We start from the raw sequence: 14,967 nt of genomic DNA on the forward strand, positions 1-14,967 counted from the left end.
ACGTTATGGGGAATATTCCCCGCCATCGAACCGGTCCCAGACCGGCACCCCGGCGAAGCGGGCGACCAGGAAGTCGATCAGCAGCCGCGATTTGGCCGCCAGATAGCGGTTGGGGGCATAGAGGGCGAAGATGTCGAGCGCCGTGGGCGGGTGGTCGGGCAGCACCACGGCCAGCCGGCCGGCGGCGATGTCGGGGCCGGTGATGAAGCTCGGCAGCGCGGTGATTCCATTGCCCGCCACGGCTGCGGCCCGCAGAACCTCGCCATTGTTGCAGCACATGGCAGCGTTGAGGTCGGCGCGGATCGTGCCGCCGCCGGGGCTGGTCAATGTCCACTTCTGAAGATTTGTGCTGTGGCCATAGACCAGGCAGCGATGCCGGACCAGATCGTCCGGGGTCTCGGGCGCGCCATGGGCCGCCAGATAGTCGGGGGCGGCGACCAGCAGCCGGCGGCAGGGGGCCAGCCTGCGGGCGATCAGGCTCGAATCCTCCAGCTGGCCGATGCGGATGGTGACGTCGACCCCTTCCTCCAGCGGGTTCACGAACCGGTCGGACAGCACCATCTCGACCTTGAGATCGGGCCAGAGCCGGGCGAAGTCGGCGATCGCATCGCCCAGATGCAGGGTGCCGAAGGACATGGGCGCGTTCAGCTTCAGCGTGCCGCGCGGCTGGTCGTGCAGCTGCGCCACCTGCAGCTCGGTCTCGTCGATCGCGGCCAGGATGTCCAGGCAGCGTTCGTAATAGGCCCGTCCCGCATGGGTGGGGCTCACCCTGCGGGTGGTGCGGTCCAGAAGTCGGGCACCCAGCAGGTGTTCAAGCTCCGCCACCGCCTTGCTGATCGCGGATCGGGTCAGGCCGAGCGTGCGCCCGGCCTCGGCGAAACTGCCGGTCGTCACCACCTTGGTGAAGGCCTGCATCGCATCCAGCTTGTCCATGAAGGCCCTCGTCCGCCTGATCCCTCCCCATGGCATAGCATTTCGGGGGCCGCCCCGGCGAGCGGATCAGCCCATGCCGAGCAGATGATAGATGCGTTTGGTATAAGCGCCGAATTCCGGCGTCGCCTTCATGTCCAGGGTCCGCGGATGGGGCAGGTCGATCGGGAAATGATCGGCCATCCGCGCGGGGCCCGCCGTCAGCACCGCGCATTGCGAGCCCAGGAACACCGCTTCCTGGATCGAATGGGTCACGAAGATGATGGTCTTGCGGCTCTCGCCCCAGATCCGCAGCATCTCCAGATTCATCTTCTCGCGGGTCAGTGCGTCCAGCGCACCGAAGGGTTCGTCCATCAGGATCAGCTTGGGGTCGTGGACCAGCGCCCGGGCGATGGCCGCGCGCTGCTGCATGCCGCCCGACAGCTCGTAAGGGTATTTGGTCTCGAAGCCCGACAGGCCGACCATGGCCAGCAGCTCGCGCGCCCGCGCCTCGGCCTCGCGCCGGGCCAGGCCCAGGATCTGCGCCGGCAGGATCACGTTCTGCAGGATGGTGCGCCATTTCAGCAGCAGGGCCTGCTGGAACACCATGCCGACATCGCGGCCGGGGGTGAAGGCAGAGGTGGCATTGCCGATCCGCACCTCACCCTCTTCGGCGTCGTGCAGCCCTGCCAGGATCTTGAGCAGGGTGCTCTTGCCGCAGCCCGAGGGGCCGACCAGCGAGACCATCTCGCCCTCGTTCACATCCATGGTCACATCCGACACCGCAACGAATTCGCGGGTGCCGGTGCGATAGACCTTGCGCACGCCCTTCAGCCGGATCAGCGGCTCGGGCGTGGTGTCGATGCGGGCGGCATTCATGGTCATGACAGCCAGCGCTCCAGGTTTTCGGCCACGAAGGCATCGTCGGACAGATCGGCATGCATCCGGCACACCCGGTCGAGTTCCGCCGCCTGGCCCGGGCTCAGCCCCTCTGCGGGGTCCAGGCACCAGATGCCTTCCAGCAGGCCCTGGCGGCGCAGGATCTCGTGACAGCCGGCGATGCAGCCGTGGAAATCATTGGCGACGTCGAAGAAGGCGGCGTTGCAGTCGGTGACGCGCGAATCGAGTGCCAGCAGATCGGCCGGCACGTCGCCGCCACCGGCTGCCGCCTTCAGCCGCTCCAGCATCAGGACCGCCTGCCGGGTCCAGACCGACCAGTGGCCGAGCAGCCCGCCGCGGAAGCGCAGCGTCACCGGCATGCCGTCCCGCATCACCGTGAACGGGGTCAGCAGGTCCAGCACGATATGGTCGTCATTGCCGGTATAGAGCGTCACCCGATCTTCCGCCCGCGCCGCGACCACGCCGCGGATCACGTCGAGCGTGCGATAGCGGTTGAAGGGGGCGACCTTGATCGCGATGACATTGTCGATCGCCGCGAACCGCGACCAGAAATCGGCATCCAGCGACATGCCGCCGACCGCAGGTTGCAGGTAGAAGCCGATCAGCGGGATTTCTTCGGCCACCCGGGCGCAATGGGCGATCAGTGCGTCGGTATCCTGACCCGCCATCGCCGCCAGGCTCAGCAGCCCGGCGTGATAGCCGAGGCCCACTGCCGTCTGCGCCTCGGCCACCGCCTGATCGGTGCGGCCGGCCAGCCCCGCCACCATCACCAGCGGCCGGTCGGTCCAGGCCTTTGCATCGGCCATGGCCGCGCTCAGCACCGGTTCGTACAGCCCCACCTCGCGGATCGCGAACTGGGTGGTGTGCACGCCGACCGCCAGACCGCCGGCACCGGCATCGACGTAGTAGCGGGTCAGCGCCCGCTGGCGGCGCCGGTCGAAGCGCCGGTCCCGGTCCAGCGCCAGCGGATGGGCGGGGATGGCGGTGCCGGTCCGGATACGCTCCAGGATCTCCGGCGGCAGGGTCGAGCGGTGCAGGGTCATCGGGTGTTTTCCTTCCGACGAAGTTTCCCATGACCACCATCGTCCACGATGGTGGTCATAAGCCGCCATTGAGGCGGCGGCCAAGGGCGCGGCAGCGCCCGCCCGGCGAGGGGCTGACAGGACTCGCTACCCGAATTCGGGGCCGGCGGCGGCATAAAGATGGAGAGGGTTGCCAACAGGGGCCGGATGATGAAGCGCCATACGCAGGAACGGGCGGCGTGGCACGAAACCGCGGGTACGCAGCAGGTCGGCGAGGCCGGCATGATGGTCGGCAAGATCGATGATCAACGGGCCTGAGGCGGCCGCGATGGCCGCCTCGATCAGCCGCGCCGCCGTGCTCTCGTCCTCCGCGACCACCGGCCCGATCTGGGTGGCGACCCGGCCCGGGCGGCCCAGGGCGAAGCCGCTGCCGGTGTCCGCGATCAGCGCCGGGGCGCCGCTGGCGGCAAGCCCGGCCAGCAGCTCCGGGCGGGGGGCGCCAAGGGCTGCGGCATCGGCCCTGGTGATCCGGGGCAGGTCGCCCGGCACGATGCGACGCACCCCTTCGGGGATACTGCCGCCGCCGGTGCCTTCCCAGCGGGTCAGGCCGAACCAGGGCAGGAAGCCGAGCGGGCGATAGACCTGTTCCCCTGCCGGTGTCGCATCCAGCACCGGCAGCAGGCCCTGCGTGCGGCAATGGTCGAGGCAGACCTTCAGGATCTGCGTGCCGAGCCCGCCGCCCCGCCGGTCGCCCCGGACCAGCACCATGCCGATCCAGGCGACCCGTGGCCCATGGGCGATCACCGCACCGGTTGCGACCGGTCTTCCGCCCTCGGTGATGCCGAAGACGGTGCCCGACCGGAAGAAGGTCATCCAATCGGCCGCGGTCTGGTTCCAGCCGGCCGCGGCCGAGAGCGCCCGGCAGTCATCAAGGGCGTCGGGCGTAAGCGGCGCCGGCTCAGTAGGTGCCATCCCGCACCTCGAACCGGGTCGGCTTGCCGAAGGCCGGCCGTTCCGCCGCCACCCAGTCCGCCACCCAGTCGATCATCCGGTTGAGCGGCACCAGCGGGTAGCCGAACAGCCCGGCCGCCTGTGCCGTGTTGGTCAGCCAGGCGGTCGGCGCCTCGGTACCGGTGATCACCGCTTCGCGGCCCAGCCTTTCGGCGAAGGTGCGGGCCAGCCAGCGCACCGCGATCGTCTCGGGGCCCGAGACGTTGATCGGGCTGGTCGGATCGGTGCAATGGGCCAGGCAGCGCAGCGCCTGGGCATTGGCATCGCCCTGCCAGATGACGTTGACATGACCCATGGTCACGTCGACCGGCTCGCCGTCGCGGACCTTGCGGGCCACGTCGAACAGCACGCCATAGCGCAGATCCACGGCATAGTTCAGCCGGAACAGCCGGCCGGGGGTGCCGTAGCGTTCCGAGAAATGGCCGAAGATCCGCTCGCGCCCGATGCACGAGAAGGCGTATTCGCCGGGCGGGTTCAGGATGCTGTCTTCCGTCGAACCCTGGCTCGACACGTCGACGAAGGGATAGACGCAGCCGGTGGAGAAGGCGACGATCCGGCTGTCGCGGAAATGTTCGGCCACCATCGACGGGACATGGACGTTCATCGCCCAGGTGAGGTTGGCCGAGCCGGTGGCGCCGAATTTGCGCCCGGCCATGAACACCACATTGCGGACCCGAGGCAGGGCGGCGATGGCGTCGGGATCCATCAGATCGCAGGCGATGGTCTCGACCCCATGGGCCTCCAGGCTGTCGCGCAGGCCCGGCTCGCTGAACCGGGCGACGCCGATCACGCGCTTGTCGGGTGCTGCATTGCGGGCGAGGCGGGCAAGCGTCGGGCCCATCTTGCCGCCGACGCCCAGTACCATGATGTCGCCGTCGATCGCGGCGAGGTCGGCCGCCAGCGCCCGCGACGGGCGGGTCAGGAAATCGTCCAGGGCTTCGGTGCCGTCGAAACGGTCGGGGAAGGCGGCGTCGTCGAGCCAGACGGTCATTTCATCCTCGCATCCTTGGGGAGGAACAGGTGTTCGGCGGCGAGCACCGCGAGATAGAGGGCGAGGCCGAGCAGGGTCAGCATCACCACCGCCATGAACATGGCGGGCGTGTCGAGCGAGGCCTGAACCTGGATCATCAGGTAGCCGAGGCCGCGTTCCGAGGCGATGAATTCGCCCACCACCGCGCCGGCCACGGCCAGGATCGCGGCCACCTTCATGCCCGAGAACAGATAGGGCAGGGCGCCGGGCAGCTGGATGTAGCGGAAGGCCTGCCAGCGCGAGCCCTTGAGCGAGCGCACCAGGTCGAGCAGGTCGGGCTCCACTTCCTTCAGACCGCGCGCGGTGGTCAGCAGGATCGGGAAGAAGCAGAGCAGGAAGGTGATGAGGATGTTGGTGCCGATGCCATAGCTGAACCAGACGATCACCAGCGGCCCCAGCGCCACCTTGGGGATCATGTTCAGCGTGACCAGCAGCGGAAACACCAGCAGTGTCAACGGCTTCGACCACGAGAAGGCAAGCGCGAGCGCCACCCCCACCACCACCGACAGCGCATAGCCGCCGAAGATCTCGGCCGCGGTGACGGCGGTATTGCCGAGCCAGTCATAGCCTTCGCCGCCGAGTGTGGCGAGGACGGCCGCCGGGGACGGCAGGATGAAGGCGGGCAGGTCTGCCAGGCGAACCGTCAGCTCCCAGAGCGCGATCGCGCCCAGATGGACGGCGACGACCGCCGCCTGGCGCCGGCGTGCCGCCGCGCGTTCGGCCTTCACCTCGGCCGCCGCGCCCGCGCTGCGGGCGTCCTCCTCCACGAGGCTGGTCATGACATGGGGTCCCTCTTCGAACGGCCCTGGTGAACGGGTGTCGGCCCGCGGACGGCTGGCGTCCGGTTCCCTCGGCCTCGCCCTCCGGCCACAAAACAAGGCTAGGGCGGCTGGATTTTTGAGTCAACTAAACAGTTGACTTAATTTCACGCGGTCGCGCCTGCCACCGGTCGCAGGGCCGAGAGCACAAAATCGATGACATGGCGCCGGCGACGAGAGACCTCGCGTGCCGAATCCAGGTTGGTATCGAAAATGGCGGAAAGGGTGTGATTGTTGGCAAAGAAGAAATAGGCAAGACCTGCGATCGAGATATAGACGTTGATCGCATCCATGTCGTCGCGGAACACGCCGTCACGGGCACCGCGGGTCAGGGTTTCTTCAATCATCACGATCAAGGGTGAATGCATTGCCTGTATTTGCGGAGAGTCCTTGATATGCCGGGCCTCGTGACGGTTCTCGTCGTTGAGCAGGGCGACCAGCTCGGGATGTTCGGCCAGATGGTCGAAGGAGAAGCCGACCAGCCGCTCCATCGCCGCCACCGCCGGCAGATCGGCCAGATGCAGGGCCTGTTCCCGTGCGCGGATCTCACCATAAACCTGTTCCAGCGCGGCGCGGAACAGGTCTTCCTTATTGCCGAAATGGTGATAAACCAACTGCTTGTTGACGCCGGCCCGCTGCGCGATCTCGTCGACCCGCGATCCGGCCAGGCCCTTGTCGGCGAATTCGGCGATCGCGGCGCTGAGCAGAGCGCGCCGTGTCGCCTCGGGATCGCGCTTCTGGCGAGCCGGGCGCTTGTCGTTCATCCGCGGGGAGTCGTTCATCGGGGCCACTTCCAAATTATCAACCAACCAGTTGATTTAACATTGCCGGGTCCCGGGGTGAAGCGCTAAGCTTTTCCGCGACAGGGCCGTAACGCCTTCCTTACCACAATGGAAGCGGCGGTGCCGATCAGGGAAAAGTCTGGCCTCACCGGGAAAAGTCAGGGAGTTGAAGGGCATGAAGATCACGGGGACCCGTGCGACTGTGGTGGCGGCGATGGTCGCCGCGGTCTGGATGCAGCCAGCTGCCGCAGCCGAATCGGTCGATCTGGTGCTGAACTGGGTGCCGACCGCCGACCATTCGCCCTATTACTACGCCAAGGCGCAGGGCTGGTATGAAGAGGCGGGCATCGACCTCGACATCCAGACCGGCAAGGGCTCGGGAGTTTCGGCCCAGCGTGTCGGCGCCGGGGCGTCAAAGATCGGCATCGCCGACATGGCGACCGCCCTGCTGGCGAAGAGCAAGGGCGCCGATCTGACCGCGGTGATGGTGGTCTATGCCAACTCACCGCAAGGTTTCTACTGGTTGAAGAGCCACGGCATCACCGGGCCCGCCGACTTTCCCGGCCACAAGATCGGCAACCCGCCGAGCGATGCCTCGCGGGTGATGTGGCCGGCCTTCGCGCAGAAGGTGGGCATCGATCCCGCGTCGGTCAGCTTCGTGAATGTCAGCCCGCAGGCCAAGATGGCCTCGCTCAAGAGCGGCGCGATCGATGTCACCACCGATTTCTATAACGAACACGATCTGAAGGTGCGCGAGTTCGGCGACGATCTGGGCTTCGTGGCCTGGCGCGATATCGGCATCAACCCTTATGGCAATGCGATCATCGTCAATGGCGATTTCCTGAAGGACAAGCCCGAGGTGGTGGAAGCCTTCACCCGGGTCAGCCAGCGCGCCTTCGCCGCCTGCGTCCGGGACGTCACCCCCTGCCTTCAGGCACTGCTCGCGGCCGCCTCGGGGCTGACCGAAGCCAACCAGCGCGACCAGTGGAACCGGGTGAAAGAGCTGATGCGCGACCCGACCACCACCGGCACGGCCCTCGGCGCCTTCGACCCCGAGCGGGTCGCGGCCGACTATCAGCTGGTCGAAACCTATTTCGGCATCGAAAAACCCTTCGACGTGACCGGCGCCTATACCAACGACTTCCTGGACCACGGCATCCGTATGACCGCGGAGTGAGCCGGCCGGACGCAGGCGTACAACCGGCTGCCGGCGGTTCAGGCCGGTGGTCGCGATGCTGGTGGTCGCGATGATGCTGCGGCCCTGCGCCGCAGATCGGCGACCGTCAGCCAGGTGGCCGAGATCAGGAAATAGACCGCCCCCAGCGTCGCATAGCCGGTAACGCTGGTGATGGAGGGAATGGCGGGCAGGCCGGCGCGCGAGATGAACAGCACGCCGGCCACCGCCGACTGCGCCCCACTCAGCACCATCGCCCATTGCGCGCCGAACCCCTTCCAGCGGCGGATGGCGGTGCCGAGTTGCAGCAGGCCCGACAGGATCGCCCAGGCGCCGAACACGGCGAGCACCTGGTTCATGCCGTTCTGTAGTGCGATGACGACCGCGAGGGTGGTGACGGCGCTGACGCCGGCATTGATCGTCTGTGTCGGGTTCCGGCGCAGCCCGCCATTGCGCGCGCCGTCGACGAGGTTGGCGGCTGCATCCCAGGCGGGATAGAGGATGAGCAGGGCCATGGCGAGGCCGGGCGACTGCTGCCCGGCGGTGAGGGCGAGCAGCACCCAGATGGCGGAGAACCCCGCCCGTGCGAAATAGTAGAGCCTGAGCCATCTTTCCTGAGCGGCGGGTGGCAGGCCGGCGGATCCGGTCGTCATGTCGTGATCTTTCTGTCGGGTGACGGAAGGGAAGGTGCGTGCCTGCAATGCGTGGTCTTTTATAATCTACCTACTAATAGATAGTTTGCGGGGCGACAGATCGGCCGGTCGGCCGGTCGGCAGACCCTGCGGCCGGTAGATACCGGGTCAGACGGCCGCGAGCCTGTCGATCAGGGGGCGGGTGATCATGCCGAAGATCGCCGGGTCTCCACAGGCGCGTGCGGAGAGCATGGCGCCGTGTACTGTCGCCATGAAGCTTTCCGCCGCCACCCGGGGCGGGGCCGCGAGAACCATCGTGCCCCCGGCGGCGCCCTGGTCCATGACCGCGGCCAGCCATGCCGAAAGCCGGCGGAAATAGGCCGTGACTTCCTGCGCGACTTCTGGTGGCAGGACCGGAATTTCGCAGGCGAGCAGCGCGCAAACGCAGAAGCTCAGGCTCCCGTCGCCGATGCAGCCTTCCCAGAAGCCGATATAGGCGCGCAGCTGATCGAGCGGTTCCGGATGATGCCGGGCCAGCGCCGCCAGCCCCGCTTCGGCCTCGTCGCGATACTGCACGACGAGCGCCCTGACCAGATCGACTTTTCCGGGAAAATGATGGTGAATACTCGCCTTTCGGATGCCGACCACTGCAGCGATATCGGCATAGCTGAAGCCGTTATATCCCCCCGCGACCACCAGTGTGCGGGCGCAGCGGAGAATGTCGTCGGCGGTGTTTCGGGGCGTGCTCATGACGTAAACCTACCTTCTGGTAGGCAGGCCGTCAAGCAGCCACACCACACCGCCCCGGCTGCGGGGAATGTCTCCCGTGATTGTATCCATTTCAGACACAGTCCGGCCGAAACTGGCTGAATTGTGGGATGGGGTGGTCGGATCTATCTTCCTCTCAACGGTCCCGCGGTGGACCTCCCGCAAGCAGGGGAAACAGGATCATGACCACCATCATTCGTCGTGCAGAAGACCGGGGCCATGTCGATTTCGGCTGGCTGAACAGCCATCACAGCTTCTCCTTCGGGCATTATTTCGACCCGAACCACATGGGCTTCGGCCCGCTGCGGGTGATCAACGACGACCGGGTCGCCCCGGCCGGCGGTTTCCCCACCCATCCGCATCGCGACATGGAGATCATCTCCTATGTGCTGGAGGGCGGGCTTGAGCATCGCGACAGCCTGGGCACCGGCTCCGTCATCCGCCCGGGCGACGTGCAGCGGATGACCGCCGGCACCGGCATCCGGCACAGCGAGTTCAACGCCTCGCGTACCGATCCGGTGCACTTCCTGCAGATCTGGATCATCCCCGAGGCCGAGGGGCTGGCCCCCGGCTACGAGCAGAAGACCTTTGCCGAGGCCGAGAAGACCGGCCGGCTGCGCCTGGTCGGCTCCCGCACCGGCCGCGAGGGCTCCATCACCATCCATCGCGATGTCGATCTCTATGCCGGCCTGCTGCCCGAGGGCACGACCACCAGCCATGATCTGGCGGCGGGCCGCATCGCCTGGATCCAGGTCGCCCGCGGCACGGTGAAGCTGGGCGACGAGGTGCTGAAGGAAGGCGACGGCGCCGCCATCGCCGGCGGCCGCATCGACCTCGCCGGTCTCGACGGCGCCGAGGTGCTGGTCTTCGACATGGCGGCGTGACGCCGAGGCATATCAGGGCGCCCGCTTCGGATTGCGCAATCCGGGGCGGGCGTCTTCTTGCGTATTGCGGGCCACGATCCGGACCGGGGGCTTCGAAAATCGGCCGCGACGGGTCATGAATGGAATTGAAGCGCGGCGACCCGGCTTACATAGTGTGGTATACCGTGCCCGCCGTCCCCTGGGGCCAGTCTCAGGGGCGGTACACAAGAAGCCCATATGCGCGCCCGTCTCCGCGCGCGCCGCGTCCTTGAGGATCCCCCATGCCCGCCTATCGTTCCCGCACCACCACCCATGGCCGCAACATGGCCGGCGCCCGCGGTCTGTGGCGCGCAACCGGCATGAAGGACGAGGATTTCGGCAAGCCGATCATTGCCGTGGTCAACTCCTTCACCCAGTTCGTGCCGGGCCATGTCCACCTCAAGGATCTGGGGCAGATGGTGGCGCGCGAGATCGAAAGCGCCGGCGGCGTCGCCAAGGAATTCAACACCATCGCGGTCGATGACGGCATCGCCATGGGCCATGACGGCATGCTGTATTCGCTGCCCTCGCGAGAGCTGATCGCCGACAGCGTCGAATACATGGTCAATGCCCATTGCGCCGATGCGATGGTCTGCATCTCCAACTGCGACAAGATCACCCCCGGCATGCTGATGGCGGCACTGCGCCTCAACATCCCGGTGGTCTTCGTCTCGGGCGGGCCGATGGAGGCCGGCAAGGTGGTGCTGGGCGGCGAGAAGAAGGCGCTGGACCTGGTCGACGCCATGGTCGCCGCCGCCGACGACCGGATTTCGGAAGAGGATGTCAAGGTCATCGAGCGCTCGGCCTGCCCGACCTGCGGATCGTGCTCGGGCATGTTCACCGCCAATTCGATGAACTGCCTGACCGAGGCGCTGGGCCTGTCGCTGCCGGGCAACGGCTCGACGCTGGCGACCCATGCCGACCGCAAGCGCCTGTTCCTGGAAGCCGGCCATCTGATCGTCGATCTGGCCCGGCGCTATTACGAACAGGACGACGCCACCGCCCTGCCGCGCGGCATCGCCACCCGGGCGGCCTTTGCGAACGCCATGACGCTGGACATCGCCATGGGTGGGTCGACCAACACCGTGCTGCACCTGCTGGCGGCGGCGCAGGAGGGTGAGGTCGATTTCACCATGGCCGATATCGACCGGCTGTCGCGCCGGGTGCCGGTGCTGTGCAAGGTGGCCCCCGCGGTCAGCCATGTGCATATGGAAGACGTCCATCACGCCGGCGGCATCATGGCGATCCTGGGCGAGCTGGACCGCGCCGGCCTGTTGGACACCTCGGTGCCGACGGTCCATGCCGAGACGCTGGGCCATGCGCTCGACCGCTGGGACGTGAAGCGGACCACTGCCGCCTCGGTGCATGATTTCTACCGTGCCGCCCCCGGCGGCGTGCCCACCCAGACCGCCTTCAGCCAGGATCGCCGCTTCGACGCGGTCGATCTGGATCGCGAGACCGGCGTCATCCGCGATATCGACCATGCCTATTCCAAGGATGGCGGCCTCGCGGTGCTGTTCGGCAATATCGCGCTCGACGGCTGCATCGTGAAGACCGCGGGCGTCGATGAGTCTATTCTCACCTTCAAGGGCCCGGCGCGGATCTTCGAAAGCCAGGATGCGGCGGTGTCCGGCATTCTGGGCGGCAAGGTTTCCGCCGGCGACGTGGTGCTGATCCGCTATGAAGGCCCGCGCGGCGGCCCGGGCATGCAGGAAATGCTCTATCCCACCAGCTACCTCAAGTCCAAGGGGCTGGGCAAGACCTGCGCGCTGGTGACCGACGGCCGCTTCTCGGGCGGGTCCTCGGGGCTGTCGATCGGCCATGTCTCGCCGGAAGCGGCCGAAGGCGGCGCCATCGGCCTGGTCGAGGAAGGCGACATCATCGAGATCGACATCCCCGGCCGCCGCATCCATCTGGCGGTGGACGACGAGACCCTGGCGGCCCGGCGTGTCGCGCAGGAGGCCGCGGGCTGGAAGCCGGCCGAACCGCGCAGCCGCAAGGTGTCGAAGGCGCTGCAGGCCTATGCCATGCTGACCACCAGTGCCGCCCAGGGGGCCGTGCGCCGGATCCCGGCCGCGGACTGATCGATCAGCCTGAACCCGACCACTGCGAGCCCCGCCATCGCTGCCGATGGCGGGGTTTCGTTTGTCCGGCCGGTGGATCATCCTGCGATATGTATAGGCAATTGACGTCGGGTGATCCGCTGTGCTGCTATGAGTTTATGCAAAGCAAAGACCCGCGGCCCGATCCGCGGGCACAGGGGTGACCGGGTCAGGACCATCAGCGTCCGTTCACATACGGGGGACCAGTTCATGAAGCTTCGTCGGAACATCGGCATGGCCGCCGCCATGGCCGGTCTTGCGGCCGTGGCGATCGCCGCGCCTGCCTCCGCCGAGACCACTAAGGTGACCATCGGCCTGTCGGGCTGGACCGGCTTCGCGCCGCTGACGCTGGCGAAAGAGGCCGGCATCTTCGAAAAGCACGGGCTGGACGTCACCCTGAAGAAGATCCCGCAGGCCAGCCGCCATCTGGCGCTCGCCTCCGGCGACATTCAGTGCGCGGCGACCACGGTCGAAACCTGGATCGTGTGGAACGCCAACGGCGTGCCGGCGAAGCAGATCTTCCAGATGGACAAGTCCTATGGTGCCGACGGCATCGCGGTGCGCAGCGATGTCAACGGCTTCGCCGATCTGAAGGGCAAGACCGTTGCGGCCTCGGCGCCCGGCACCTCGCCCTATTTCCTGCTCGCCTGGATGCTGCACAAGAACGGCATGAAGATGTCGGATGTTAAGGTGGTGAACATGGAGCCGGGGCCGGCGGCCCAGGCCTTCGTCGCCGACCAGAACGATGCGGCGATGACTTACGAGCCCTATCTCTCCACCGTCCGCAACGCCCCCGACAAGGGCAAGATCCTGGCGACCACGCTAGATTATCCGGCGGTGATGGATACCGTCGGTTGCACCCCGGCCTTCCTGTCGGAAAACCCCGCCGCCGGCAAGGCGCTCGCCGACAGCTATTTCGCGGCGCTTGAGATGATCGCGGCCGACAAGGACAAGGCCTATGGCATCATGGGCGCCGATGTGAAGCAGACCGCCGAGGCCTTCGGCAATTCGGCGCAGTATCTGCGCTGGCAGGACAAGGCGGCGAACCAGGCCTTCTTCGAGGGCGAGTTCAAGACCTTCTCGGCCGAGGCGGCCGACCTGCTGCTCGAAATCGGCGTGATCAAGCAGAAGCCGGATATCGACGCGATCGTCGACACCAGCTACATCAAGTGACGAACGGCAGGTGATCCGCGGCGGGGCAGGGGCATGGCTCTCCGCCCCGCCCATCTGCTGCCTCCGTCGCTTTTTCTTTCCGACCCAAAGACCTGGTTGAACCCCATGCTCCGACCTTTCGAGCCGGTCAGCCCGCGCACGCGGATCCTGCTCGGCATCGGCTTTTTCGTGCTGTTCACGGCCGGCTGGGCGGTGGCGACCTTCGGCGGCTTCGTCTCGCCGACCTTCCTCGCCGACCCGCTCACCATGCTCGCCGACGGCTGGTCGCTGCTGGCCGACCAGGGTTTCCTGTCCGATATCGGCATGACCGTCTGGCGGGTGGTCGGCGGGTTTGCCATGGCCAGTGTCATCGCCGTGCCGCTCGGCATCGCCATGGGGGCCTACAAACCGATCGAGGCGCTGTTCGAGCCCTTCGTCTCCTTTGCCCGCTATCTGCCGGCCTCGGCCTTCGTGCCGCTGCTGATCCTCTGGGCCGGCATCGGCGAGATGCAGAAGCTGCTGGTGATCTTCATCGGCTCGGTCTTCCAGATCACCCTGATGGTGGCGGTGCAGGTCGGTGCCACCCGCCGCGACCTGGTCGAAGCGGCCTATACTCTGGGCGCGCGCGATCGCGGCATTCTCCGCCGGGTGCTGCTGCCGGCCAATGCCCCCGACATCGCCGAGACCCTGCGCCTGGTTCTGGGCTGGGCCTGGACTTATGTCATCGTGGCCGAGCTGATCGGCGCCTCGTCGGGCATCGGCTACATGATCATCAATTCCCAGGCGCTGATGGCCACCGGCCAGATCATTTTCGGCATCATCGTCATCGGCGTGATCGGGCTGATTTCCGACGTGCTGTTCAAGCTGGCGAACCGCCGCCTCTTCGCATGGCGGCTGGCATGAGCGGCGGGCTGATCGTCGAGAACGTCAGCCGCACCTTCCCGGGTGTGCGCGGCGGCAAGCCGACGCTGGCGCTCCAGCCCACCGATCTGGTGGTGCCGGACAACGACTTCGTCTCGGTGCTGGGCCCGTCGGGCTGCGGTAAGTCGACCCTCCTGCGGATCATCGCCGGGCTCGACCGGCCGTCGACCGGCCGGGTGACGCTGGACGGGCGCGAGATCACCGGCCCCGGCGCCGATCGGGGCATGGTCTTTCAGTCCTACACCCTGTTCCCGTGGCTGACCGTCGCACAGAATATCGGCTTCGGCCTGCGCGAAAAGGGCATGGCCGAGGTCGAGCGGCGCGAGATCGTCGGCCGTTTCATCGATCAGGTCGGGTTGCGCGGTTTCGAAAACCACTGGCCCAAACAGCTCTCGGGCGGCATGCAGCAGCGCACCGCCATCGCCCGTGCGCTGGCCAACGATCCCAAGATCCTGCTGCTCGACGAACCCTTCGGCGCGCTCGACAACCAGACCCGCGGCCTGATGCAGGAACTGCTTCTCGGCATCTGGGAAAGCGCCCGCAAGACGGTGATCTTCGTCACCCACGACATCGAAGAGGCGATCTTCGTGGGCTCGCGCGTCATCACCATGTCGGCCCGCCCGGGCCGGATCAAGGCGATCACCCCCGTGCCGCTTGCCCATCCGCGCCACTACACCGTCAAATCCAGCCCCGAATTCAGCGAACTCCGCGCGAAGCTGACCGAGGAGATCCGGGCGGAGGCGATCCGGGCGGCGGGGGATCATTGATTGCAGCCCCTGTTACAGGGGGGACTTGTCGTGGGGTGCGGGCGCGCTTATTGTCATTCAAGTGAATGACACCCGGC

The 14,967-nt window shown here is 66.9% G+C and carries 15 protein-coding genes; 6 read left to right on the forward strand and 9 right to left on the reverse strand.

The window, feature by feature from the left end; genetic code table 11:
- Positions 1-3 precede the first annotated feature (3 nt).
- The 7 genes from TMO_RS21485 to TMO_RS21515 form a co-directional block, all read right to left on the reverse strand.
- Positions 4-933, reverse strand: a complete 930-nt coding sequence (locus TMO_RS21485; protein ID WP_014752900.1) for a LysR family transcriptional regulator — start codon at positions 931-933, stop codon at positions 4-6.
- A 66-nt stretch (positions 934-999) separates the two neighbouring features.
- On the reverse strand, positions 1,000-1,794 hold the full coding sequence (locus TMO_RS21490; RefSeq protein ID WP_014752901.1) for an ABC transporter ATP-binding protein: 795 nt from the start codon (positions 1,792-1,794) through the stop codon (positions 1,000-1,002).
- Entirely contained in the window at positions 1,791-2,852 is a 1,062-nt protein-coding gene (locus TMO_RS21495; RefSeq protein WP_014752902.1) for a dihydrodipicolinate synthase family protein, read from the reverse strand. Before TMO_RS21495 ends, TMO_RS21490 begins: the two co-directional genes overlap by 4 nt.
- 126 nt (positions 2,853-2,978) lie before the next feature.
- The gene (locus TMO_RS21500) at positions 2,979-3,803 is read right to left on the reverse strand and encodes a GNAT family N-acetyltransferase (protein WP_014752903.1); all 825 of its coding nucleotides are present in this window, start codon (positions 3,801-3,803) and stop codon (positions 2,979-2,981) included.
- Entirely contained in the window at positions 3,790-4,833 is a 1,044-nt protein-coding gene (locus TMO_RS21505) for an NAD-dependent epimerase/dehydratase family protein (RefSeq protein ID WP_014752904.1), read from the reverse strand. Before TMO_RS21505 ends, TMO_RS21500 begins: the two co-directional genes overlap by 14 nt.
- Positions 4,830-5,651 (reverse strand): ABC transporter permease, encoded by an 822-nt coding sequence (locus tag TMO_RS21510; RefSeq protein ID WP_014752905.1) that lies wholly within the window; start codon positions 5,649-5,651, stop codon positions 4,830-4,832. The genes TMO_RS21505 and TMO_RS21510 overlap by 4 nt, the downstream gene beginning before the upstream one ends.
- A gap of 146 nt (positions 5,652-5,797) precedes the next feature.
- Positions 5,798-6,472, reverse strand: coding sequence for a TetR/AcrR family transcriptional regulator (locus TMO_RS21515; RefSeq protein ID WP_014752906.1), 675 nt, complete (start codon positions 6,470-6,472; stop codon positions 5,798-5,800).
- Positions 6,473-6,647: 175 nt separating this feature from the next.
- Here TMO_RS21515 and TMO_RS21520 point away from each other — a divergent pair, with 175 nt between their 5' ends.
- Complete coding sequence (locus TMO_RS21520) at positions 6,648-7,649, forward strand: ABC transporter substrate-binding protein (protein ID WP_014752907.1); 1,002 nt, start codon at positions 6,648-6,650, stop codon at positions 7,647-7,649.
- A gap of 38 nt (positions 7,650-7,687) precedes the next feature.
- On the opposite strand, the gene TMO_RS21525 is transcribed toward TMO_RS21520, so the two are convergent.
- Together TMO_RS21525 and TMO_RS21530 are read right to left on the reverse strand one after the other, a co-directional pair.
- A complete protein-coding gene (locus tag TMO_RS21525) occupies positions 7,688-8,299 on the reverse strand; it encodes a membrane protein (protein ID WP_014752908.1) in 612 nt (203 codons plus the stop codon).
- Between the two features lie 147 nt (positions 8,300-8,446).
- Positions 8,447-9,028 carry a TetR/AcrR family transcriptional regulator gene (locus TMO_RS21530; RefSeq protein WP_014752909.1) on the reverse strand — a complete coding sequence of 194 codons (582 nt, stop codon included), beginning with the start codon at positions 9,026-9,028 and terminating at the stop codon, positions 8,447-8,449.
- A gap of 200 nt (positions 9,029-9,228) precedes the next feature.
- Here TMO_RS21530 and TMO_RS21535 point away from each other — a divergent pair, with 200 nt between their 5' ends.
- From TMO_RS21535 to TMO_RS21555, 5 genes are all read left to right on the forward strand, one after another.
- Positions 9,229-9,930, forward strand: a complete 702-nt coding sequence (locus TMO_RS21535; RefSeq protein ID WP_014752910.1) for a pirin family protein — start codon at positions 9,229-9,231, stop codon at positions 9,928-9,930.
- Positions 9,931-10,190: 260 nt separating this feature from the next.
- Positions 10,191-12,032 carry a dihydroxy-acid dehydratase gene (ilvD, locus tag TMO_RS21540; RefSeq protein ID WP_014752911.1) on the forward strand — a complete coding sequence of 614 codons (1,842 nt, stop codon included), beginning with the start codon at positions 10,191-10,193 and terminating at the stop codon, positions 12,030-12,032.
- A 252-nt stretch (positions 12,033-12,284) separates the two neighbouring features.
- Positions 12,285-13,223 (forward strand): ABC transporter substrate-binding protein, encoded by a 939-nt coding sequence (locus TMO_RS21545; RefSeq protein ID WP_041607322.1) that lies wholly within the window; start codon positions 12,285-12,287, stop codon positions 13,221-13,223.
- A gap of 105 nt (positions 13,224-13,328) precedes the next feature.
- Positions 13,329-14,105 (forward strand): ABC transporter permease, encoded by a 777-nt coding sequence (locus tag TMO_RS21550; protein WP_041607324.1) that lies wholly within the window; start codon positions 13,329-13,331, stop codon positions 14,103-14,105.
- The gene (locus tag TMO_RS21555; protein WP_014752914.1) at positions 14,102-14,890 is read left to right on the forward strand and encodes an ABC transporter ATP-binding protein; all 789 of its coding nucleotides are present in this window, start codon (positions 14,102-14,104) and stop codon (positions 14,888-14,890) included. Before TMO_RS21550 ends, TMO_RS21555 begins: the two co-directional genes overlap by 4 nt.
- Positions 14,891-14,967: the final 77 nt, after the last annotated feature.

Origin of the sequence: Tistrella mobilis KA081020-065 (assembly GCF_000264455.2) — a bacterium.
GTDB classification, from domain to species: Bacteria; Pseudomonadota; Alphaproteobacteria; order Tistrellales; family Tistrellaceae; genus Tistrella; species Tistrella mobilis.